Below are 19,979 nucleotides of genomic sequence, written 5' to 3' on the forward strand. Positions count from 1 at the left end.
CGCTTTAGTGACCACCGCGCTCTTTTCTCAAACGGTCCCAATAGCTCAGACGCTTTTGAATATCCCGCTCAAACCCCCGCGCGTTTGGCTCATAATAGCTCTGCCGCCCCATCTTTTCAGGGAAGTAATCCTGACCAGAGAATGCATCCGGTTCATCATGATCATACCGGTAGCTCTCACCATAGCCCATCTTCTTCATCAGCGTGGTAGGTGCATTCAGGATGTGCTTGGGCGGCACAAGAGATCCATGCTCCCGCGCATCCATGCGCGCCGCCTTATAAGCAAGATAAGACGCGTTGGATTTCGGAGCTGTCGCCAGATAAACCGCAGCCTGTGCAAGCGCATACTCCCCTTCCGGAGAACCAACCAGCTGAAAGGCATGACGCGCCGCATTCACCAGCACCAAAGCATTGGGGTCAGCCATGCCGATATCTTCAGAGGCCATCACCGTAAGTCGGCGCAGGATGTAAAGCGGATCTTCTCCGCCCTCCAGCATACGGCACATCCAATAAAGCGCTGCATCCGGATCTGAGCCACGAATGGACTTATGCAGCGCGGAGATCAGGTTGTAGTGACCATCCTTGGTCTTGTCATAGATCGGCGCACGGCGCTGCACCACCTCTGCAAGCCGCTCAGTGTCAAAAACCTCATCGTCCCCCGCAGTCCGCCACACATCTTCTGCAAGGGTCAGCGCAGAACGACCATCCCCATCTGCCATGCGCACGAGCGAAAGCCGCGCGTCCTCATCCAGAGGCAAAGCACGGCCCATCACCTCTTCCGCACGCTTGAGCAAATCAATCAGCGCATCTTCATCAAGGGAATGGAAGGTCAGGACATGGGAGCGGGACAGCAACGCTGCATTCAGCTCAAAACTCGGGTTCTCCGTGGTTGCCCCGACCAGTGTGATGGTGCCATCTTCCATCACCGGCAAAAAACTATCCAGCTGTGCCCGGTTGAAGCGATGGATCTCGTCAACGAACAGCAAGGTTCGCTTACCCGAAATCTTTCGTCCCTTCGCACGTTCAAAACATTTCTTCAAATCGGCAACCCCGGAGAAGATCGCAGAGATCTGCTCAAACTCCAGATCCGTTGCATCTGCAAGCAACCGCGCAACAGTCGTCTTGCCGGTCCCCGGAGGGCCCCAGAAAATGAGAGACCCCAGAGAGCCGGATCGCAGCATACGACTTAAAATGCCACTCTCACCTAAAAGGTGGCCTTGTCCGACAACATCCTCCAGAACACGAGGCCGCATGCGATCAGCAAGCGGCCTGTCTTCCAGTTGATCCATCCCATTGACGGAAAACAGATCACTCATGGTCTCTCATCATTCCTCTGGCACCTGTGAAGCATCAGAGGCTTCACAAGCGCATTACCGCAAACTCACCTGCCGCAGCTGGCCATCACGCTTAAAGGTGATGTTCCAGACACGCTGCCTTTTTCGCGTCAGCTTGGCAAGGTCTTTGGTGTCTTCGACTTCCACACCATTGACCTCAACGACAATATCACCGGGTTTAAAGCCAACATAGGCCGCTGTACTGCGCGCCTGAATATCAGCAATCACGACTCCGGAGAACTCGTTGTACATACGCAGCTCTTCTGCAACCGCAGGAGACAGGTTCATAACCTGTACACCGGTAAATGGCGAGTTCCCTTTGATCTCTCTTGTATCTCTTGCCACAGTTTCCGGCGCACGTTCAAGGCTGATGTCCACCGTGAAGGCTTCACCATCCCGCAGCACCTCAAAACTGGTCTCACCGCCAACCTTTTTGGTCGCAAGGCGATATCCATAGGCATCCGGATCATCCACTTCAGAACCGCCAACTGACAGAATCAAATCACCGACACGAATACCTGCACGCTCCGCCGGGCTGCCATCCTGAATGCGTGTCACAAGCACGCCGTTCGGACGTTCCAGACCCAAACTCGCCGCGATATCCGAGCTGACAGGCTGCACACTGGTGCCAATCCATGGCCGCCGTACGATACCGCCATCATCAGCTGCGGAGGCAACCACTTCCACCATATTGGCAGGGATCGCAAAGCCGATACCGTTAGAGCCGCCAGAGCGGGAGAAGATGGCAGTATTCACACCAACAAGACGCCCATTCAAATCAACCAGCGCACCGCCCGAGTTCCCCGGATTAATGGCTGCATCGGTCTGAATGAAGAACTGATAGTCCGAGACACCAACCTGATTTCGGGCCACAGCAGAAACAATACCCTGTGTCACAGTCTGGCCAACGCCAAACGGGTTGCCGATCGCAAGCACCAGATCTCCGACCTCCAATTCATCAGAATTGGCAAACGGCACAACAGGAAAATCACCGTCAGGATCACGCACCTTGAGCACCGCAAGGTCAGTCCGCTCGTCCTTCAAAATAATGTCAGCATCATATTCTCGCCGGTCAGCAAGGGCGACACGCACCTCATCTGCGCCCGCGATCACATGGTGGTTGGTGATGATCGTACCATCAGCAGAAACAATCACACCGGATCCCAGAGAGCTTTGCACGCGGCTGCGTGAGCGCGGCGCAAACTGGTCGGCCTGATCACCAAAGAACCGACGAAAGAACGGGTCATTGAAAAACGGCGAAACTCTGCGGCGCTCTTGTACTGTGCGGCTGGCATACACATTGACCACCGCAGGAGCCACCTTCTTCACCACAGGTGCAAAAGAGAGTGCAATTTCGGCTTTAGACGTCGGAACGCTCTTCTCGCTGGCAACCACATTGGCCCCCAGCACCACTACCAAACCGGTAGCACCAAGAACCGCACAAAAAAGCAAGCGAGCAGTAGACTTCCTGATTTGACCCATTCTTAAATCCCTTCGGCAAGAGCCCCCACCTCAATATGATCATTTTTCTGAAAATTTGGGAGCAGCAGATTACAGATAAGTCTGCAATATGGAAATGAAAAGGCCAATCAGCAGGATTTGAGAAGCGCGCACGCATCCCACAAAATTCTATGTGGATTAAGAACTGGCAACAGTTTGAGTGGCCTGAGCAGATCACATCGTGTGTAAACGCAAAACGCCGGGTCTCCCCGGCGCCTTACTCATCCCGTTGCAATCTGGCAGAAATCAGGCTGCCCGAATGTTTTCAAGGTATTCTTCAACCATACTTTTCAGCTCTTCAGACTGATGGGTCAGCTGATTAGCAGCACCAAGAACATTTTCAGCTTCATGACCGGCATCACTCGCAATCATGCTCACACGTGTAATTGCCTGAGCGACCTCGGAACTTCCTGAAGTCACCTGCTGAATATTGCTGGAGATGTCCGTCGCCGTCACCGCCTGTTCCTGAACGGCCCCTGCAATTGCAGTCGCCGCCTCATTCACATCCGCAATAACCGTGCTGATTTCTTTGATGGCTGCAACAGCCTTTTCAGTCTCAGCCTGAACAGACTGGATCTGAACGCTGATCTCGCCAGTAGCCTGACCAGTTTGGTTCGCCAGCCCTTTGACCTCGGAAGCAACAACTGCAAAGCCCTTACCAGCCTCACCGGCACGAGCCGCCTCAATGGTTGCGTTCAGAGCCAGCAGGTTGGTCTGGTCAGCAATGTCATTAATCAGAGAAACAACCTCTCCAATGCGTTGCGCCGCTTCCATAAGCCCGTTTACGGACACTTCCGCCGCCGCAGCCTTCTCAGCCGCCTGCTTGGAAACGTCAGCAGAACGGCGAACCTCACGGTCAATCTCGCCAACGGTCGCAGAAAGCTCCTCAGCAGCACCAGCAACAGCCTGAAGGTTCATCAGGGACTGCTCAGAGGCAGAAGATACAGTCTGAGCTTCAGAGTTGGTCTGCTCGGAAATGCTCGCCATGCTTTTTGCAGTGGTTTCCAGATTGCCGCCCGCATCCGTTACAGTGGTCAGAATATCGCGAACGCCAACGTCGAAGTTCTCGTTCAGCGCATCCACACGCTTCACGCGCTCTTCCTGTGCTTTCTGCTCACGCTCCTGCTTCGCATCCAGCTCTTTGGCACGAATCAGGCCAGCCTGGAACGACTGCACCGCACGGCCAATATCACCGATCTCGTCTCTGCGCCGTGCCGAAATAATCTCCACATCCAAATTACCACTCGCAATCTGCCCAAGGTTCGCGGAAAGACGATTGAGCGGCGTAGAAAGGCTACGCGCCATGAAGATACCAATCGCAGCAACAATCGCCAGAACGATCAGACCGCTAATGATGATCTCTTTTGCAAGCGTATGAACGACCCCAAGCGCCTCATTCACATCCGTTTTAGCAACGATCACTGCCGGAAGCTTCTCAAACCCAAGCGGCAAGGCCAAAACAAACTGACCCTTAACCTCAGCAAAGCCCACATTGGTCTCCGGGTTGGCATTCAGGTCTGCAACAACCTTCTCAACAACCTCAGGATCATCTTTCTTTACCAGAGCTGTTGGAACATCAGACAACACCTGGTTGGAAAGGATCGTACCATCCAGACGCCCCAGATACGTCTGACCGGTCTCGCCCATATTCTCACGATTTTGCAGAACATTATCGAAGAAGGAGGAACCCAGACGAATGGTGATCACGCCCTTGAAATCCACCGTATTGAAGTCCTCGATGAACACTGGCGCGGAAATCAGAAGGGACGGAGAATTTCCGTCAGGCGCATATTCGGCAATATCGGAATAAATCACATCGCCTTCACTGGCCTGGGCAGCTTTCTCAAATTCTTTGCTCAGCAAACTACCGGAGAGCTTACCGTTACGAACATTTTCCAGAAATTCTGAGGATTTGCTCGCAGTGTAAACGACCATCCCGTTTTCATCCATAATCAGGATGTCCGCATATCCGCCGCCGGTTACGCTGGCAAGAAAGTCAGGATGAACCACCGCATGGCGCCAGGAGTAAAGCGTCTTGTTGCCATCACCGGTCAGCTGCAACCGCTCAGCGGCCGTAGACCCGCTCTTCTGGAAGTAGGCAAGGATGTCGTCCTTGTCCGCACTCAGAGAATCCATGGAGGCCAGCAGGTCCGTCATGGTAACGCGCATGGCGTTGCTCTGGACCAAACGTTTGATATCAGTGTCAACGCGCTCCAGCTTCTCATCGAGAGTATCCCGACGCGCCTGAGCCACGAGCACGAGCTGCGTCTTGCTCGCCTCGGTCAACGCACTTTCAGCACGTGTGTAACCAAGGAATGCAACAACGGCACTCGCAATAATTGCAAGCCCAACCATGATGAATGGAAGACGAACAGCAATACGGTTAAAATAATTTTTGACTCTTGGCGAGGATGCAGAGCCGCTCTTATCAATTTTAGAACGCATATTAGCCCCCGAGTAATACGTTGGGAGCATAGTCAGACCATAGTGTTAATCACAGCTTAAAACAAAGATTTAAAACACCGAACAATTCCAATAAATATCGAAATACTAGTATGATTTTGCTCGGTTATTCTGAAAACCTGATATTCCAGTGACCGTCTCATGGTGACGCCAGCGGAACCCAAGCAACACCGTGCAAAAGAGTAGTTCCACCCACCAAAACTAACGCAAAGTAAGACGATCAACCCTACTCCTCCCGACAAAGTAGGTGACGGTTCAGCCGAAGTGTCCCAGAAAACAAAAAAGGGCGCCCGAAGGCACCCTTTTTCAATTCGCTTACGCGATAAGCTTATGCAGCAACTTCCGCTTCTGCAGCTTCTTCAGCTTCAGCGCGTGCACGGTCTGCAGCGCCTTTTGCTTCAACGTCGCGATCAACCAGCTCGATAACAGCCATTGGTGCATTGTCACCATGACGGAAACCAGCTTTCAGCACACGAGCGTAACCACCCTGACGGTCCGCATAACGCTCTGCGAGGGTATCAAACAGTTTGGATACCATTGCAGTGTCACGGATCTGGGAAATCGCCTGACGACGTGCATGCAGGTCGCCGCGTTTACCCAAAGTGATGAGCTTCTCGATGATTGGACGCATCTCTTTTGCTTTCGGAAGCGTCGTTACAATCTGCTCATGCTGGATGAGCGAAGCTGCCATGTTAGCGAACATCGCTTTACGGTGGCTTGACGTCCGATTGAGCTTGCGGCCGGATTTACCGTGGCGCATGGCCCTCTCCTTTGTTAAGTCAATTGCGATCTGCTTAAGACCGCCGGAACCTCACGCAGTACGCTCGGTTCCTGTTCCTTTAATATTGGTGGTCTTCGTAGCGCTTGGCGAGATCGTCGATATTTTCAGGCGGCCAGTTTGCCACTTCCATACCGAGATGCAGGCCCATCTGCGCCAGAACTTCTTTGATCTCATTGAGAGACTTACGACCGAAGTTCGGTGTACGAAGCATTTCTGCTTCTGTCTTCTGAATGAGATCGCCAATATAGACGATATTGTCGTTCTTCAGGCAGTTTGCCGAACGTACAGACAACTCAAGCTCATCAACCTTCTTCAGCAGCGCTGGGTTGAACGCAAGCTCTGCAACTGAGTCTTCAGGAACTTCACGCTGTGGCTCTTCGAAGTTCACGAAGATTGACAGCTGATCCTGCAGGATACGAGCCGCAAATGCGATCGCATCTTCAGGGATCAAAGATCCGTCAGTTTCTACAGTCATAGTCAGCTTATCGTAGTCAAGAACCTGTCCCTCACGGGTGTTCTCAACCTTATAAGAAACCTTCTTAACCGGAGAATACAGGCTGTCAACCGGAATCAAGCCGATTGGAGCGTCTTCAGGACGGTTAGCAGCGGCAGCAACATAACCCTTGCCGGTGTTAACAGTGAATTCGATGCGAACTTCCGCACCTTCATCAAGGTTACACAACAGCAGACCTGGGTTAAGCACCTCAATGTCGCCTACAGTTTCAATATCGCCAGCGTAGACCGCACCTGGACCCTGCTTACGCAGAACCATACGCTTTGGTCCCTCGCCTTCCATGCGAAGTGCGATTTCCTTGATGTTCAGGATGATGTCAGTCACATCTTCGCGAACGCCAGGAATAGATGAGAACTCATGGAGAACGCCATCAATCTGAACCGCTGTCACTGCAGAACCCTGAAGGGAACTGAGCAGCACACGGCGCAGTGCGTTACCAAGAGTCAGGCCGTAGCCACGCTCAAGCGGCTCTGCAACAACAGAAGCCTTAAAGCGCGCATCTTCACCTGCACGAATGTCGAGTTTGGTTGGCTTGATAAGCTCTTGCCAATTTTTCTGAATAGTCACGTTCATAAACCCTCTGGCTATCCCGTTGGTCTGAAGACCAACTATTCCTTGCCTGGGTGGAAAACTAGCCTAACGAACTGTTAGACGCGGCGACGCTTACGTGGGCGACAACCATTGTGCGGGATCGGAGTTACATCACGGATAGATGTAATAACGAAACCTGCAGCCTGAAGCGCACGCAGAGCGGATTCACGTCCAGAACCTGGACCACGTACTTCTACTTCGAGAGTACGCATGCCGTGTTCAGCAGCCTTACGACCAGCGTCTTCGGCAGCGACCTGTGCAGCATAAGGGGTAGACTTACGAGAACCCTTAAAGCCGAGCGCGCCGGCAGACGACCAAGAGATCGCATTGCCCTGAGCATCGGTGATGGTGATCATGGTGTTGTTGAACGTAGAGTTCACATGCGCGACACCAGAAGAAATGTTCTTCCGTTCGCGACGACGCACGCGCGTCGATTCTTTAGCCATTGTATTTCCTAACTTCGATATCTACACCGCCGTATGGCCGGCGGCTCCACCGGATAACCGGCTAGCTAGTTATTTCTTCTTACCAGCGATCGCTTTTGCAGGACCCTTACGGGTGCGAGCGTTGGTATGAGTGCGCTGACCACGAACAGGAAGACCACGACGGTGGCGCAGGCCACGGTAGCAACCCAGGTCCATGAGGCGCTTGATGTTCATTGCAGTTTCACGACGAAGATCACCTTCTACGATGTAATCAGCGTCGATTGCTTCACGGATCTTCAGAACTTCTGCGTCAGAAAGTTCGTTGATACGACGTTCTGCAGCAATACCGGTTTTGTCGGTGATTTCCTGCGCGAACTTCGCACCAATGCCATGAATGTACTGCAGCGCGATAACTACGCGCTTATTCGTCGGAAGGTTGACGCCAGCAATACGTGCCACGTTAAGTTTCTCCAATTGCGAGGGAGCAATTTGCACCCTCTCCCACATTCTTTTGCCGATAACACGCCAACAACCAGGCAGGTTGAAGGCGCACCATCACACAGCAAAAAGATCAGCCTCGGTTTCCCAAGGAAAACCGGCGCCAATCGATTATGGTGTCGATGTGCGCCGGCTATACTTTATTATAAAGGCAAGCGCAAGCGCCTGCCTTCAAAAAGCACGGATTAAACCGTGCTCAAAATCGTATCGATCTCTGCAGCAACCTCGTCAACAGACTTCATGCCGTCAACAGTCATCAGCATATTGCGCTCACCGTAGTATTTGATGAGCGGCGCTGTCTGCTCGTTGTAAACTGCCAGACGCTTCTTCAAAGACTCTGCATTGTCATCGGAGCGCACTTCCGAACTCTCGCGAGCACGGGTTTCGATCCGCTCAAGAAGGATACCTTCGTCAACTTTCAGCTGAACAACAGCATCAAGTCTCTGGTCCTTCTTCTCAAGCAGCTCATCAAGAGCATCAGCCTGAGCAATGGTGCGTGGGAAACCGTCAAGAATGAAACCCTTTGCACAATCAGCCTGATCAATACGATCAGAAATGATGGAGCAAATCAGGTCATCAGAAACAAGGTCGCCACGTGCCAGAACGTCTTTAACCTTCAGGCCGACTTCTGTTTCAGCTGCAACAGCTGCACGAAGCATGTCACCAGTCGAAAGCTGGACAATACCATGCGCCGCAACAAGTCGACCTGCCTGAGTGCCTTTTCCAGCACCAGGAGGGCCAAGAAGAATCAATCTCATCTACGTTTCCCCCTCAACTTCGTTTTCTTCACCAAGCCCTCGTACTGATGAGCAAGAAGGTGCCCCTGGATCTGTGAAACGGTATCCATGGTGACGCTAACAACAATGAGAAGAGACGTACCACCGAAGTAGAACGGCACACCCGTTGCTGAGATCAGGAACTCTGGCAACAAACAAATGAGAGTTATGTATATTGCACCTACGACAGTAATGCGAGTTAGCACATGGTCAATGTACTGCGCAGTACGTTCGCCGGGACGAATGCCTGGAATGAAGCCACCATGCTTCTTGAGGTTGTCTGCTGTCTCACTCGGATTGAAAACAATCGCGGTGTAGAAGAAGCAGAAAAAGATGATTAATGCTGCATAAAGAGCCATATATGCTGGCTGTCCATGCCCCAGAAGCGTTGTGATTGTAGTCAACCACCCCGACGAACCGGTAGTATCACCGGCCTGGAAACTGGCAACAGTCGCTGGAACCAGCAACAAGGAGCTCGCAAAAATCGGTGGAATAACACCCGCCGTATTGAGTTTGAGCGGCAGGAACGAAGTGTTCCCCTCAAACATCTTATTGCCCTGCTGGCGACGTGGGTACTGAATAAGTAACCGCCGCTGCGCACGTTCCATAAAGACAATAATACCGATAACCACCACAGACAGTACAATGACCAGCAGGATGATCGGAGTTGCAAGGGCGCCCTGACGACCAAGTTCCAAAGTGGAAGCAATCGCAGAAGGAAGCCCGGCAACAATACCGGCGAAAATAATCAAGGAAATGCCGTTACCGATGCCGCGAGAGGTGATTTGCTCACCCAGCCACATCAGGAACATTGTACCACCAACAAGAGTAATAACTGTTGCAATACGGAAGAACCAGCCCGGATCGATCACAATATTCGCGCCAGCCTCAAGACCAACGGAAATACCGTAGGCTTGGAAGGTTGCCAGAATCACTGTCCCGAAACGTGTGTACTGGTTTATTTTTTTCCGGCCTTGCTCACCCTCTTTCTTCAACTGTTCCAGTGTAGGAACAACAGAAGTCATAAGCTGGATAATAATCGACGCAGAAATGTAAGGCATGATGCCGAGGGCAAAAATAGCCATACGCTCGACAGCACCACCGGAGAACATATTAAACAGGCCAACAATGCCAGTTTGTACGTTTCCGAAGGCCTGTGCGAGCGCGTCAGGATTAATTCCAGGCAGAGGGATATAGGTTCCGAATCGATAAACCAGAAGCGCGCCTAGCGTGAACCAGATTCGCTTCTTCAGTTCCTCGGCTTTAGCAAAGGCAGAAAAGTTAAGGTTTGAAGCAAGTTGCTCGGCTGCAGAAGCCATTCCGCGCTCCGGTCTGTTTTGGATACACCCCGAAAAAAAGACAAGGCTGTTAAGCCTTGCCTTCCTTGATTACGACCTTGCCGCCAGCTTTCTCAACTGCTGCAACAGCAGTTTTGGAAGCACCAGCAATTTCGAAAGTTACAGCAGTCTTAAGTTCACCGTCAGACAGCAAACGAACGCCGTCCAGAACGCGGCGAACAACGCCAGCTGCAACAAGTGCTTCAACAGTAACCGGTGCGGAAGCATCAAGCTTGCCTGCATCGATTGCAGTCTGAACACGACCCAAGGACACAATATTCAGGTCCTTAGCAAAGATGTTGGTGAAGCCGCGCTTTGGAAGACGACGATGCAATGGCATCTGGCCGCCTTCAAAGCCCTTAATAGCAACACCCGAACGGGACTTCTGACCTTTGACACCACGGCCACCGGTCTTGCCCTTGCCGGAACCGATACCGCGTCCTACGCGGGTACGATCCGTAACTGCACCCGGGTTATCCCGGAGTTCGTTGAGCTTCATGATAGTTCTCCCGGTCCGCTTATGCTTCGTCTACAACGCGAACCAGATGCTGAACCTTACGGATCATGCCGCGTACTTCTGGAGTATCCTTCAGAGTACGACGACGGTGCATCTTGTTCAGACCCAGACCAACCAGCGTAGCACGCTGATCAGCAGGACGGCGAAGCGGGCTACCGATCTGTTCGACCGTTACGGTCTTTTCAGTATTAGCCATGACACTAACCCTTGTTCCTCAGTCAGCAAAAGCGAGGCTTATGCCTCAGCCTTTACTGGCGCCGCATCATCGTTGTCACGACGACGAGCCTGCAAGGAAGATACCTTGAGACCACGACGTGCTGCAACAGAACGCGGGCTGTCTTCTTTTTTCAGTGCATCGAAAGTCGCACGAACCATGTTGTACGGGTTGGAAGTACCAAGGGACTTCGCAACAACGTCCTGAACACCAAGTGTTTCAAACACAGCACGCATTGGACCACCAGCGATGATACCGGTACCGGCAGGTGCTGCACGAAGTACAACTTTACCTGCGCCGTGACGGCCTTCAACATCGTGGTGGAGAGTACGACCTTCACGAAGTGGCACACGAACCATAGTACGCTTAGCAGCTTCAGTTGCTTTGCGGATGGCCTCTGGCACTTCACGAGCCTTACCGTGACCAAAGCCTACACGGCCCTTCTGGTCACCAACTACTACAAGAGCGGCGAAGCCGAAACGACGACCACCCTTAACAACTTTAGCGACGCGGTTGATGTGAACGAGCTTATCGACAAATTCGCTGTCGCGCTCATCACGATCCCGGTTATCCTGTCTCGCCATAATAATGTTTCCCGTTCTCTAGGAGCACCAAAAGGCGCTGATCAGAAGCTCAGACCGCTCTCACGTGCTGCATCTGCCAGGGCCTGAACACGGCCATGATAGATGTAACCACCACGATCAAACACGACTTCTTTAATGCCAGCAGCAATAGCGCGTTCAGCAATCAACTTGCCAACAACTGCAGCAGCATCTTTATTGCCGCCGTAGTTTACTTTTACGTCTTTCTCAATGGTAGACGCAGAAGCAAGGGTCACACCCTTGGTATCGTCGATGATCTGAGCGTAAATCTGCTTGGATGAGCGGAAAACGGACAGCCGAGGACGACCATTCGCTACCTTTTTGATCGAACGGCGCACACGGGCGCGACGACGTTCGAAAGAATTTCCATTCGCCATGGTCCGTACCGTTACTTCTTCTTGCCTTCTTTACGAACGATGAACTCGTCCGCATAACGAATACCCTTGCCTTTATATGGCTCAGGCGGGCGATATTCACGAATGTTCGCGGCTACTTGCCCAATCTGCTGCTTGTTAATGCCGTTGATGACAATTTCTGTCGGCTTCGGGCATTTGATTTCTACACCCTCAGGAATGTCGAATTTGACATCATGAGAGAAACCAAGAGCAAGATTAAGTGTTTTGCCTTGAACCTGCGCACGGTAACCAACACCGGTAATCGCCAGCTGCTTTTCGAAGCCGGTGGTCACACCCTGGATGAGGTTAGCGACCATGGTGCGGGACATACCCCACAAAGAACGCGCAGTCTTGGACTGGTTGCGCGGATCAAGACGGATACCATCATCCGCCATCTCGACCGAGACGAGATCGTTGACCACGAAGGAGAGTTCCCCCTTCGGGCCTTTTACGATAACTTCTTGGCCGTTGATCGTTGCCGTTACCCCGCTTGGCACGGGGACTGGCTTCTTGCCAATTCGAGACATAAGATCAACCTGTCTGTTATTTCAGTTAATCGGGCTAAGCCGCGTCAGAAGACGCGGCAGAGCACTTCACCACCCACATTTTTCTCACGTGCATCGTGGTCTGCCATCACACCCTGAGGTGTGGACAAAATAGATACACCCAAGCCGTTTGCAACGTGTGGGATGTTCTTGACTGAAGAATACACACGACGACCAGGCTTAGATACGCGCTCAATCGTGCGAATCACTGGTGCACCGTCAAAGTACTTCAGTTCAATTTCAAGTTCGGACTTTCCGCCACCGAAGTCTACAGCGGTATAACCGCGGATGTAGCCTTCAGAAATAAGAACGTCCAAAATGCGAGCGCGCAACTTAGAAGCAGGTGTGCTTACTTTGGATTTGCGACGCATCTGCGCATTACGAATGCGCGTAATCATATCCCCGACTGGATCGGAAATCGACATAGCAGTAACTCCTTACCAGCTCGACTTCACGAGACCCGGGATCTTGCCCAGGGAACCCAGCTCACGAAGTGCAATACGAGACATCTTGAGCTTGCGGTAATAACCGCGTGGGCGACCTGTGACTTCACACCGGTTACGTACCCGTGTAGGCGCGGAATTGCGCGGCAGCTTTGCAAGCTTAAGCCGTGCAGTAAATCGCTCCTCCAGGGACAGGCTCTCGTCCTTGGCCATCGCCTTCAGGGCAGCACGCTTGTCAGCAAACTTGCTGACAAGAGCTACGCGCCGCTTATTTTTCTCGACCGCGCTTTTCTTCGCCATCGTCTGTCCTCGTTCCTTTCCCGTATACCGCTTTTATTTGCGGAACGGGAAGTTGAACGCGCGCAGAAGTTCACGCGCTTCGTCATCGGATTTCGCTGTGGTACAAACAACAATGTCCATACCCCACATTTGATCTACTTTATCGTAGTCAATTTCAGGGAAAACAATGTGTTCTTTAAGGCCCATAGCGTAGTTGCCACGTCCATCGAAGCTCTTCGGATTCAAGCCACGAAAGTCACGTACACGCGGAAGCGCGATTGTGATCAAACGATCCATGAATTCGAACATCTGGTTACGACGAAGTGTAACTTTAGTACCCAGCGGCATATCTTCACGAACCTTAAAGGTCGCGATAGATTTTCTAGCACGGGTAATAACCGCCTTTTGACCAGCAATCAAGCTCAGATCTTCAGCAGCGATACGAGCCTTCTTGCTGTCACCAACAGCTTCACCAACACCCATGTTCAATACGATCTTTTCGACCGATGGAATCATCATTGGGTTGGTGTAGTTAAACTTCTCCTGAAGCTCACCACGCACTACATCTTTGTAGTGCGCTTTGAGCCGTGGAGTGTAGGTAGCGTCAGCCATCAATCACGTCTCCTGAACGCTTAGCAACACGAACAGTGTTGCCTGCATCATTAGTCGTGAAACCGACGCGGGTCGGCTTGCCATCCTTAGGATCAGCAATGGCAATATTGGAAAGCTGGATTGGAGCTTCCTTTGCGATGATTCCACCCTCGCTCTGCTGGGTCTGGCGCTGGTGACGTTTCACCATGTTTACGCCACGCACGACAGCGCGGTTGTCGGATGGGATCATCTGGAGAACTTCCCCAGTCTTTCCTTTGTCACGACCGGCAATTACGACGACCTTGTCGCCCTTTTTGATCTTCGCGGGCATCAGAGCACCTCCGGCGCAAGCGAAATGATCTTCATGTGATTCTTGCCACGCAGTTCACGAGGAACTGGGCCAAAAATACGTGTTCCGATCGGTTCTTTGTTGTTGTTGATCAGTACGGCCGCATTGCGGTCGAAACGGATCACACTGCCGTCTGCACGACGGATGTCCTTAGCCGTGCGAACGACGACCGCTTTCATCACGTCGCCCTTTTTAACACGGCCCCGCGGAATTGCTTCTTTGACGGAGACAACAATGATGTCGCCAACGCCAGCATACTTCCGTTTGGAGCCGCCGAGCACTTTGATGCACATGACACGACGTGCGCCGGAATTATCGGCTACGTCGAGGTTTGTTTGCATCTGAATCATGACTCGTCGCCTTGTTCTTTCTCAGCATTCTAAAATCAGAAATGCTGGATGCGTTCACTAGCTCGCTGCTTCAGCAGAAACAACGGTCCACTTCTTATTCTTAGAGATTGGAGCACACTCTTCGATTTGAACTGTGTCGCCAACCTTGTAAGAATTATTTTCGTCATGTGCACGATACTTCTTCGTACGGCGCACAACTTTTTTCAGCAAAGGGTGGGTAAAGCGACGCTCTACCTTCACCGTTACTGTCTTTTCGTTCGCATCGCTAACAACGACACCCTGCAAAATACGCTTTGGCATCATTAGCTCCTTATGCGTTGTCAGACACGCGCTTGTCGCGCAGTACTGTCTGGATCCGCGCAATGTCCCGGCGAACCTGACGGACACGAGCGGTGTTTTCGAGCTGACCTGTAGCTCGCTGGAAACGCAGGTTGAACTGTTCTTTCTTCAGTTCTTCCAGGTTTGCCTTGAGCTCATCAGAGGTCTTAGCTCTTACGTCGCTAGCCTTCATGGCCTTTTCCTTTCGATGTCCGATTACTCACCAATGCGCTGGACGAACCGGCACTTGATTGGGAGTTTAGCAGCGGCCAGACGCATTGCTTCACGAGCAATTTCTTCAGACACACCGTCCATTTCGAACATAATGCGACCAGGTTTTACCCGGCACGCCCAGTACTCAGGAGAACCCTTACCCTTACCCATGCGGACTTCAGCCGGCTTGGAGGACACAGGAACGTCCGGGAAGATTCTGATCCACACGCGACCCGCACGCTTCATGTAACGGGTCATTGCACGACGGGCAGCCTCAATCTGACGAGCGGTGATCCGCTCTGGTTCCATAGCCTTAAGGCCATAGGCACCGAAATTGAGGTCCGTACCACCCTTGGCGTTGCCATGGATGCGGCCCTTGTGCTGCTTGCGGAACTTAGTACGCTTTGGTTGCAGCATCGCTTTTCTCTCGCTTTAATAGTTAAGCCGTGTGAAGGCGCTGCTTACGCAGCGCGCTCACGCCGACCGCCACCTTGGCGTTCGCTCTTGCCACCACCTTCGGTCGCACGACGTTCAGAAGCCATTGGATCATGCTCAAGGATTTCGCCCTTGAAGATCCAGACTTTAACGCCACACGCGCCGTAAGCGGTGTGTGCTGTCGCAGTACCGTAGTCGATGTCTGCACGCAGAGTGTGCAGAGGCACGCGACCTTCACGATACCATTCGATACGTGCGATTTCCGCACCACCCAGACGACCACCGCAGTTAATACGGATGCCCTGGGCACCAAGACGCATTGCAGACTGAACTGCACGCTTCATGGCGCGGCGGAATGCAACACGACGCTCGAGCTGCTGAGCGATGGATGCTGCAACAAGTGCTGCATCTGTCTCTGGCTTGCGCACTTCAACGATGTTGAGGTGCACCTCGGAATTCGTCATCTCTGACAGCTTCTTGCGAAGACGCTCGATGTCCGCACCTTTTTTACCGATAACAACACCTGGACGACCAGAGTGGATAGTTACGCGGCATTTTTTGTGCGGGCGCTCGATGACAACCTTGGAGATAGCAGCCTGCTTCAATTCCTTGAGCAGGTACTCACGAATGCGGAAATCTTCATGAAGAAGATCGCCATATTCGTTTTTGCCAGCAAACCAGCGGGAATCCCATGTCCGGTTGACACCAAGACGGAATCCGATTGGATTAATCTTCTGACCCATCAGGCTGCCTCCTCAACTTCACGAACAACGATGGTCAGGTTGGAGAACGGCTTCATAATCCGTCCAACACGACCGCGTGCCCGTGGCTGGAAGCGCTTCATTACAAGCGCCTTGCCAACATACGCCTCGGCGACGACAAGATTGTCGACGTCGAGATCATGGTTGTTCTCAGCGTTTGCAATTGCAGACATCAAACATTTCTTGACATCGCCAGAGATACGCTTGCGGGAGAAGGTCAGGTCAGCAAGAGCAGACCCTACCTTCTTACCACGGATCGATGCAGCAACGAGATTGAGTTTCTGAGGAGAAACTCGCAGCATACGAACTACTGCTTTTGCCTCGCTGTCGGCGAGCGTCCGCTCATGCTTCTGCTTGCCCATCTCTATTTCCTCTTCGCCTTTTTGTCAGCGCCATGACCGTAGTAGGTGCGGCTTGGAGCGAATTCGCCCAGCTTGTGACCTACCATGTCTTCGCTGATCAAAACAGGAATGTGCTTCTGACCGTTATAGACGCCAAAAGTCAACCCCACAAAGTGCGGAAGAATGGTGGAGCGGCGGCTCCAGGTCTTAATGACCTCTTTACGGCCGGACTCGCGAACCTTATCCGCTTTCTTCAGGAGGTAACCGTCGATGAACGGCCCTTTCCAGATCGAACGTGCCACGATCCGTTCCCCTTACTTCTTCCGCGCATGACGTGAGCGTACGATAAACTTATCGCTAGCTTTATTACGTCGTGTGCGCTTACCTTTGGTCGGTTTGCCCCAAGGGGTAACCGGATGACGTCCACCGGATGTACGACCTTCACCACCACCATGAGGGTGGTCGATCGGGTTCATAGCAACACCGCGAACATGTGGACGGCGGCCCAACCAACGAGAACGACCTGCTTTACCCAGGTTGATGTTCCCGTGATCTTGGTTGGAAACTGCGCCGACGGTTGCCATGCAGGTGCCGAGTACACGGCGCTGCTCACCAGACAACAGACGGATTACAGTGTAACCAGCGTCACGACCAACAATCTGAGCATAAGCACCAGCGGAACGTGCAATCTGCGCGCCTTTGCCTGGCTTCATCTCGATGTTGTGAATGATGGTACCGACTGGGATAGAAGCCAGAGGCATAGCGTTGCCAGGCTTAATATCTACAGATTCACCTGCAATCACCTTGTCGCCAGCAGCAAGACGCTGTGGAGCCAGGATGTATGCCTGCTCACCATCATCATAAGTGATGAGAGCGATGAACGCAGTACGGTTTGGATCGTATTCCAGACGCTCAACAGTACCGACAACGTCGAATTTACGACGCTTGAAGTCGATGAGGCGGTAGGTACGCTTGTGACCACCACCAATGTTGTTCGCAGTCTTACGACCGTAGTTGTTACGACCACCGGACTTGGACAGACCTTCAGTCAATTTCTTGACTGGCTTGCCTTTCCAAAGATCAGAACGGTCTACCTGGACCAGCTGACGACGGCCAGGAGATGTCGGATTAAATGTCTTAAGTGCCATTTTGTCCTACCCCTTAAAGACCGGTCGTCACGTCGATGGACTGACCATCTTCCAGTGTGACCACAGCTTTTTTGAAGTCGTTCTGCTTACCAACAACACCCTTGAAACGCTTGGTCTTACCCTTGCGAACCAAAGTGTTGACAGCTTTGACTTTTACGCCAAACAGAGATTCAACAGCTGCTTTGATTTCCGGTTTAGTGGCAGTGAGAGCAACCTTAAATACAACCTTGTTCTCTTCAGAAGCGAAGGTAGCTTTCTCGGTGATCACCGGAGATACGATTTTGTCGTAGTGAACGAGCTTGCTCATTAGAAGCGCTCCTCCAAAGCTGCAACTGCCGCTTTGGTCAGGACCAGCGTGTCACGACGAAGAATGTCGTAAACGTTGATACCCTGCACTGGCAGTACATCTACGAGTGGAATGTTGCGAGTAGCCAAACCGAAGTTTGCATCTACTTCAGAACCATCCACGAACAACGCACTGGTCAAACCGAGAGAACCGAGCTGCTCTTTCAGAGCCTTGGTCTTGGCTTCTGCCGCTTTTGCATCTTCAACAACAACGAGGTTGCCGGAAGCTGCTTTTGCAGACAGGGCATGCTTAAGACCCAGAACACGAACCTTCTTAGGAAGATCGTGGCCGTGCTCACGCACAACTGGACCAAATGCCTTACCACCACCACGGAACTGAGGTGCTTTACGGTTACCGTGACGTGCGCCGCCAGAACCTTTCTGGCGTACGAATTTTTTGGTGGTACCATTTACCTCTGAGCGACCCAGAGTTTTATGTGTACCAGCCTGGCGCTTCGCAAGCTGCCAGCGAACTACGCGCTGGATCAGGTCGATACGTGGCTCGAGACCAAAGATCTCGTCAGACACTGTGATCGAACCCGCAGCTTTGCCGCCGAGGGATTTAACCTCGAGTTCCATCACTCACCTTCCTTCCCGGCTTCAGCCGCTGCAACAGCAGAGTTCTGACGGAATGCACCTGGTACAGGAGCGTTCTCTGGCAGAGACTTCTTAATTGCATCACGAACCAGGATCCAACCGCCTTTAGAACCAGGTACGGAACCTTCAACCATGATCAGACCACGTTCTACGTCAGTACGTACAACTTTCAGGTTCTGAGTGGTGACGCGTTCAGCACCAAGGTGTCCGGCCATTTTCTTGCCTTTGAACACCTTACCTGGATCCTGACACTGACCGGTAGAACCGTGCGCACGGTGTGAGATAGACACACCATGTGAAGCGCGACCACCACCGAAGTTGTGACGCTTCATCGCACCAGCAAAGCCCTTACCGATAGAGGTGCCGGTTACATCCACGAACTGACCGTTAAGGAAGTGGTCAGCTGTAAGCTCAGCACCAACTTCGATCAAGTTCTCTTCAGAAACACGGAACTCAGCGAGTTTGCGCTTAGGCTCAACCTTTGCAACTGCAAAGTGGCCACGCATCGCGCGGTTCGTGTTCTTAACTTTTGCCGCACCCACGCCCAACTGAAGCGCAGTGTAGCCGTTCTTGTCTGCCGTCCGGTGAGCAACAACTTGACAGTTGTCTAGACGCAGTACTGTAACGGGCACGTGTTCACCTGCCTCGTTATAAATACGGGTCATACCCACCTTCTGTGCGATCACTCCAGAACGCATTACTGTGTCCCCTTGCCGCACTTAGAGCTTGATCTCGACGTCAACGCCAGCAGCCAGGTCGAGCTTCATCAAAGCATCAACTGTCTGTGGTGTTGGGTCGACGATGTCCAGAAGGCGCTTATGTGTGCGCATTTCGAACTGATCGCGGCTCTTTTTATCAACATGCGGTCCGCGAAGTACGGTGTACTTCTCAATCCGCGTCGGCAACGGAACTGGTCCACGCACTTGTGCGCCGGTCCGTTTCGCCGTGTTCACGATTTCCTTAGTGGAAGCGTCAAGAACACGGTGATCAAACGCCTTCAGGCGGATCCGTATATTCTGACCGTTCATGACTAATCCCTACTGAGCAAGGCAACTGCGGTTTAACACAAGATCAAACCGCAGCCCAAACTCAATTCTTATTCGATGATTTCAGCTACAACGCCAGCGCCGACGGTACGACCGCCTTCGCGGATAGCGAAGCGCAGACCATCTTCCATAGCGATTGGTACGATAAGTTCAACTGAAACAGCAACGTTATCACCAGGCATCACCATTTCTGTGCCTTCTGGCAGAGAAACAACACCAGTCACGTCAGTTGTACGGAAGTAGAACTGTGGACGGTAGTTGGTGAAGAATGG

Annotated in this window: 31 protein-coding genes; all 31 read right to left on the reverse strand. The window is 52.3% G+C overall.

The window, feature by feature from the left end:
• Window positions 1–4: 4 nt before the first annotated feature.
• Window positions 5–1,315 (reverse strand): replication-associated recombination protein A, encoded by a 1,311-nt coding sequence (locus tag IE076_RS21410; RefSeq protein WP_189438841.1) that lies wholly within the window; start codon window positions 1,313–1,315, stop codon window positions 5–7.
• Between the two features lie 54 nt (window positions 1,316–1,369).
• The gene (locus tag IE076_RS21415; protein WP_189438842.1) at window positions 1,370–2,815 is read right to left on the reverse strand and encodes a DegQ family serine endoprotease; all 1,446 of its coding nucleotides are present in this window, start codon (window positions 2,813–2,815) and stop codon (window positions 1,370–1,372) included.
• A 264-nt stretch (window positions 2,816–3,079) separates the two neighbouring features.
• Window positions 3,080–5,278, reverse strand: coding sequence for a methyl-accepting chemotaxis protein (locus IE076_RS21420; protein WP_189438843.1), 2,199 nt, complete (start codon window positions 5,276–5,278; stop codon window positions 3,080–3,082).
• A gap of 346 nt (window positions 5,279–5,624) precedes the next feature.
• Window positions 5,625–6,056 carry a 50S ribosomal protein L17 gene (gene rplQ, locus IE076_RS21425; protein WP_189438844.1) on the reverse strand — a complete coding sequence of 144 codons (432 nt, stop codon included), beginning with the start codon at window positions 6,054–6,056 and terminating at the stop codon, window positions 5,625–5,627.
• Window positions 6,057–6,135: 79 nt separating this feature from the next.
• Complete coding sequence (locus IE076_RS21430; protein WP_189438845.1) at window positions 6,136–7,164, reverse strand: DNA-directed RNA polymerase subunit alpha; 1,029 nt, start codon at window positions 7,162–7,164, stop codon at window positions 6,136–6,138.
• 74 nt (window positions 7,165–7,238) lie between these two features.
• Window positions 7,239–7,628 (reverse strand): 30S ribosomal protein S11, encoded by a 390-nt coding sequence (gene rpsK / locus IE076_RS21435; RefSeq protein ID WP_054664941.1) that lies wholly within the window; start codon window positions 7,626–7,628, stop codon window positions 7,239–7,241.
• Window positions 7,629–7,697: 69 nt separating this feature from the next.
• Complete coding sequence (gene rpsM / locus IE076_RS21440) at window positions 7,698–8,066, reverse strand: 30S ribosomal protein S13 (RefSeq protein WP_189438846.1); 369 nt, start codon at window positions 8,064–8,066, stop codon at window positions 7,698–7,700.
• Window positions 8,067–8,290: 224 nt separating this feature from the next.
• The gene (locus IE076_RS21445; RefSeq protein ID WP_189438847.1) at window positions 8,291–8,863 is read right to left on the reverse strand and encodes an adenylate kinase; all 573 of its coding nucleotides are present in this window, start codon (window positions 8,861–8,863) and stop codon (window positions 8,291–8,293) included.
• On the reverse strand, window positions 8,860–10,200 hold the full coding sequence (gene secY, locus IE076_RS21450) for a preprotein translocase subunit SecY (protein ID WP_189438848.1): 1,341 nt from the start codon (window positions 10,198–10,200) through the stop codon (window positions 8,860–8,862). Before secY ends, IE076_RS21445 begins: the two co-directional genes overlap by 4 nt.
• A gap of 49 nt (window positions 10,201–10,249) precedes the next feature.
• On the reverse strand, window positions 10,250–10,717 hold the full coding sequence (rplO, locus tag IE076_RS21455) for a 50S ribosomal protein L15 (protein ID WP_189438849.1): 468 nt from the start codon (window positions 10,715–10,717) through the stop codon (window positions 10,250–10,252).
• A gap of 19 nt (window positions 10,718–10,736) precedes the next feature.
• Window positions 10,737–10,931: a 50S ribosomal protein L30 gene (rpmD, locus tag IE076_RS21460; RefSeq protein WP_008548093.1), complete on the reverse strand. Its 195-nt coding sequence runs from the start codon at window positions 10,929–10,931 to the stop codon at window positions 10,737–10,739.
• Window positions 10,932–10,969: 38 nt separating this feature from the next.
• Window positions 10,970–11,533, reverse strand: coding sequence for a 30S ribosomal protein S5 (gene rpsE / locus IE076_RS21465; RefSeq protein ID WP_063292674.1), 564 nt, complete (start codon window positions 11,531–11,533; stop codon window positions 10,970–10,972).
• 41 nt (window positions 11,534–11,574) lie between these two features.
• On the reverse strand, window positions 11,575–11,928 hold the full coding sequence (gene rplR, locus IE076_RS21470) for a 50S ribosomal protein L18 (RefSeq protein WP_189438850.1): 354 nt from the start codon (window positions 11,926–11,928) through the stop codon (window positions 11,575–11,577).
• Window positions 11,929–11,939: 11 nt separating this feature from the next.
• A complete protein-coding gene (gene rplF, locus IE076_RS21475) occupies window positions 11,940–12,473 on the reverse strand; it encodes a 50S ribosomal protein L6 (protein WP_189438851.1) in 534 nt (177 codons plus the stop codon).
• Between the two features lie 44 nt (window positions 12,474–12,517).
• Window positions 12,518–12,916, reverse strand: coding sequence for a 30S ribosomal protein S8 (gene rpsH, locus IE076_RS21480; protein ID WP_189438852.1), 399 nt, complete (start codon window positions 12,914–12,916; stop codon window positions 12,518–12,520).
• A 12-nt stretch (window positions 12,917–12,928) separates the two neighbouring features.
• Entirely contained in the window at window positions 12,929–13,234 is a 306-nt protein-coding gene (gene rpsN, locus IE076_RS21485) for a 30S ribosomal protein S14 (protein ID WP_054664969.1), read from the reverse strand.
• A gap of 33 nt (window positions 13,235–13,267) precedes the next feature.
• Window positions 13,268–13,825 carry a 50S ribosomal protein L5 gene (rplE, locus tag IE076_RS21490; RefSeq protein WP_054664974.1) on the reverse strand — a complete coding sequence of 186 codons (558 nt, stop codon included), beginning with the start codon at window positions 13,823–13,825 and terminating at the stop codon, window positions 13,268–13,270.
• Entirely contained in the window at window positions 13,818–14,135 is a 318-nt protein-coding gene (rplX, locus tag IE076_RS21495) for a 50S ribosomal protein L24 (RefSeq protein WP_189438853.1), read from the reverse strand. Before rplX ends, rplE begins: the two co-directional genes overlap by 8 nt.
• Window positions 14,135–14,503 carry a 50S ribosomal protein L14 gene (gene rplN, locus IE076_RS21500; protein WP_008547447.1) on the reverse strand — a complete coding sequence of 123 codons (369 nt, stop codon included), beginning with the start codon at window positions 14,501–14,503 and terminating at the stop codon, window positions 14,135–14,137. The genes rplX and rplN overlap by 1 nt, the downstream gene beginning before the upstream one ends.
• A 57-nt stretch (window positions 14,504–14,560) precedes the next feature.
• Window positions 14,561–14,803, reverse strand: coding sequence for a 30S ribosomal protein S17 (gene rpsQ, locus IE076_RS21505; RefSeq protein WP_054665001.1), 243 nt, complete (start codon window positions 14,801–14,803; stop codon window positions 14,561–14,563).
• A gap of 10 nt (window positions 14,804–14,813) precedes the next feature.
• A complete protein-coding gene (gene rpmC, locus IE076_RS21510; RefSeq protein WP_063289479.1) occupies window positions 14,814–15,014 on the reverse strand; it encodes a 50S ribosomal protein L29 in 201 nt (66 codons plus the stop codon).
• Between the two features lie 23 nt (window positions 15,015–15,037).
• Window positions 15,038–15,451 (reverse strand): 50S ribosomal protein L16, encoded by a 414-nt coding sequence (gene rplP / locus IE076_RS21515; RefSeq protein WP_008547866.1) that lies wholly within the window; start codon window positions 15,449–15,451, stop codon window positions 15,038–15,040.
• 44 nt (window positions 15,452–15,495) lie between these two features.
• Window positions 15,496–16,212, reverse strand: a complete 717-nt coding sequence (gene rpsC / locus IE076_RS21520; RefSeq protein ID WP_189438854.1) for a 30S ribosomal protein S3 — start codon at window positions 16,210–16,212, stop codon at window positions 15,496–15,498.
• Window positions 16,212–16,592 carry a 50S ribosomal protein L22 gene (rplV, locus tag IE076_RS21525; protein ID WP_054664989.1) on the reverse strand — a complete coding sequence of 127 codons (381 nt, stop codon included), beginning with the start codon at window positions 16,590–16,592 and terminating at the stop codon, window positions 16,212–16,214. Before rplV ends, rpsC begins: the two co-directional genes overlap by 1 nt.
• Window positions 16,593–16,594: 2 nt before the next feature.
• Window positions 16,595–16,873: a 30S ribosomal protein S19 gene (gene rpsS / locus IE076_RS21530; protein WP_189438855.1), complete on the reverse strand. Its 279-nt coding sequence runs from the start codon at window positions 16,871–16,873 to the stop codon at window positions 16,595–16,597.
• Between the two features lie 12 nt (window positions 16,874–16,885).
• Entirely contained in the window at window positions 16,886–17,719 is an 834-nt protein-coding gene (rplB, locus tag IE076_RS21535; RefSeq protein WP_189438856.1) for a 50S ribosomal protein L2, read from the reverse strand.
• Between the two features lie 13 nt (window positions 17,720–17,732).
• Window positions 17,733–18,026, reverse strand: coding sequence for a 50S ribosomal protein L23 (locus IE076_RS21540; protein ID WP_008547868.1), 294 nt, complete (start codon window positions 18,024–18,026; stop codon window positions 17,733–17,735).
• Window positions 18,026–18,643 carry a 50S ribosomal protein L4 gene (gene rplD, locus IE076_RS21545; protein ID WP_189438857.1) on the reverse strand — a complete coding sequence of 206 codons (618 nt, stop codon included), beginning with the start codon at window positions 18,641–18,643 and terminating at the stop codon, window positions 18,026–18,028. The genes IE076_RS21540 and rplD overlap by 1 nt, the downstream gene beginning before the upstream one ends.
• On the reverse strand, window positions 18,643–19,359 hold the full coding sequence (rplC, locus tag IE076_RS21550) for a 50S ribosomal protein L3 (protein WP_054665004.1): 717 nt from the start codon (window positions 19,357–19,359) through the stop codon (window positions 18,643–18,645). The genes rplD and rplC overlap by 1 nt, the downstream gene beginning before the upstream one ends.
• A 21-nt stretch (window positions 19,360–19,380) precedes the next feature.
• The gene (gene rpsJ / locus IE076_RS21555; RefSeq protein ID WP_008547405.1) at window positions 19,381–19,689 is read right to left on the reverse strand and encodes a 30S ribosomal protein S10; all 309 of its coding nucleotides are present in this window, start codon (window positions 19,687–19,689) and stop codon (window positions 19,381–19,383) included.
• 68 nt (window positions 19,690–19,757) lie between these two features.
• The coding region (locus tag IE076_RS21560; RefSeq protein ID WP_503826846.1) for an EF-Tu C-terminal domain-related protein at window positions 19,758–19,979 on the reverse strand (222 nt) is incomplete at its 5' end.

This window comes from Pseudovibrio japonicus, assembly GCF_014651595.1.
GTDB lineage: Bacteria > Pseudomonadota > Alphaproteobacteria > Rhizobiales > Stappiaceae > Pseudovibrio > Pseudovibrio japonicus.

What these genes read in the sequence shown, in the direction of transcription:
- rpsC (WP_189438854.1), bottom strand. Translation starts at nt 16,212, where the DNA reads ATGGGTCAGAAGATTAATCCAATCGGATTCCGTCTTGGTGTCAACCGG.
- IE076_RS21430 (WP_189438845.1), bottom strand. Translation starts at nt 7,164, where the DNA reads ATGAACGTGACTATTCAGAAAAATTGGCAAGAGCTTATCAAGCCAACC.
- IE076_RS21415 (WP_189438842.1), bottom strand. Translation starts at nt 2,815, where the DNA reads ATGGGTCAAATCAGGAAGTCTACTGCTCGCTTGCTTTTTTGTGCGGTT.
- rplN (WP_008547447.1), bottom strand. Translation starts at nt 14,503, where the DNA reads ATGATTCAGATGCAAACAAACCTCGACGTAGCCGATAATTCCGGCGCA.
- rplO (WP_189438849.1), bottom strand. Translation starts at nt 10,717, where the DNA reads ATGAAGCTCAACGAACTCCGGGATAACCCGGGTGCAGTTACGGATCGT.
- rpsE (WP_063292674.1), bottom strand. Translation starts at nt 11,533, where the DNA reads ATGGCGAGACAGGATAACCGGGATCGTGATGAGCGCGACAGCGAATTT.
- rplF (WP_189438851.1), bottom strand. Translation starts at nt 12,473, where the DNA reads ATGTCTCGAATTGGCAAGAAGCCAGTCCCCGTGCCAAGCGGGGTAACG.
- IE076_RS21445 (WP_189438847.1), bottom strand. Translation starts at nt 8,863, where the DNA reads ATGAGATTGATTCTTCTTGGCCCTCCTGGTGCTGGAAAAGGCACTCAG.
- IE076_RS21410 (WP_189438841.1), bottom strand. Translation starts at nt 1,315, where the DNA reads ATGAGTGATCTGTTTTCCGTCAATGGGATGGATCAACTGGAAGACAGG.
- rpsQ (WP_054665001.1), bottom strand. Translation starts at nt 14,803, where the DNA reads ATGCCAAAGCGTATTTTGCAGGGTGTCGTTGTTAGCGATGCGAACGAA.
- rplX (WP_189438853.1), bottom strand. Translation starts at nt 14,135, where the DNA reads ATGCCCGCGAAGATCAAAAAGGGCGACAAGGTCGTCGTAATTGCCGGT.
- rpsK (WP_054664941.1), bottom strand. Translation starts at nt 7,628, where the DNA reads ATGGCTAAAGAATCGACGCGCGTGCGTCGTCGCGAACGGAAGAACATT.
- rpsH (WP_189438852.1), bottom strand. Translation starts at nt 12,916, where the DNA reads ATGTCGATTTCCGATCCAGTCGGGGATATGATTACGCGCATTCGTAAT.
- rplR (WP_189438850.1), bottom strand. Translation starts at nt 11,928, where the DNA reads ATGGCGAATGGAAATTCTTTCGAACGTCGTCGCGCCCGTGTGCGCCGT.
- rplD (WP_189438857.1), bottom strand. Translation starts at nt 18,643, where the DNA reads ATGGAACTCGAGGTTAAATCCCTCGGCGGCAAAGCTGCGGGTTCGATC.
- rpsN (WP_054664969.1), bottom strand. Translation starts at nt 13,234, where the DNA reads ATGGCGAAGAAAAGCGCGGTCGAGAAAAATAAGCGGCGCGTAGCTCTT.
- rplB (WP_189438856.1), bottom strand. Translation starts at nt 17,719, where the DNA reads ATGGCACTTAAGACATTTAATCCGACATCTCCTGGCCGTCGTCAGCTG.
- IE076_RS21540 (WP_008547868.1), bottom strand. Translation starts at nt 18,026, where the DNA reads ATGAGCAAGCTCGTTCACTACGACAAAATCGTATCTCCGGTGATCACC.
- secY (WP_189438848.1), bottom strand. Translation starts at nt 10,200, where the DNA reads ATGGCTTCTGCAGCCGAGCAACTTGCTTCAAACCTTAACTTTTCTGCC.
- IE076_RS21420 (WP_189438843.1), bottom strand. Translation starts at nt 5,278, where the DNA reads ATGCGTTCTAAAATTGATAAGAGCGGCTCTGCATCCTCGCCAAGAGTC.
- rplQ (WP_189438844.1), bottom strand. Translation starts at nt 6,056, where the DNA reads ATGCGCCACGGTAAATCCGGCCGCAAGCTCAATCGGACGTCAAGCCAC.
- rpmC (WP_063289479.1), bottom strand. Translation starts at nt 15,014, where the DNA reads ATGAAGGCTAGCGACGTAAGAGCTAAGACCTCTGATGAGCTCAAGGCA.
- rplE (WP_054664974.1), bottom strand. Translation starts at nt 13,825, where the DNA reads ATGGCTGACGCTACCTACACTCCACGGCTCAAAGCGCACTACAAAGAT.
- rplV (WP_054664989.1), bottom strand. Translation starts at nt 16,592, where the DNA reads ATGGGCAAGCAGAAGCATGAGCGGACGCTCGCCGACAGCGAGGCAAAA.
- rplC (WP_054665004.1), bottom strand. Translation starts at nt 19,359, where the DNA reads ATGCGTTCTGGAGTGATCGCACAGAAGGTGGGTATGACCCGTATTTAT.
- rplP (WP_008547866.1), bottom strand. Translation starts at nt 15,451, where the DNA reads ATGCTGCAACCAAAGCGTACTAAGTTCCGCAAGCAGCACAAGGGCCGC.
- rpsJ (WP_008547405.1), bottom strand. Translation starts at nt 19,689, where the DNA reads ATGAACGGTCAGAATATACGGATCCGCCTGAAGGCGTTTGATCACCGT.
- rpmD (WP_008548093.1), bottom strand. Translation starts at nt 10,931, where the DNA reads ATGGCTAATACTGAAAAGACCGTAACGGTCGAACAGATCGGTAGCCCG.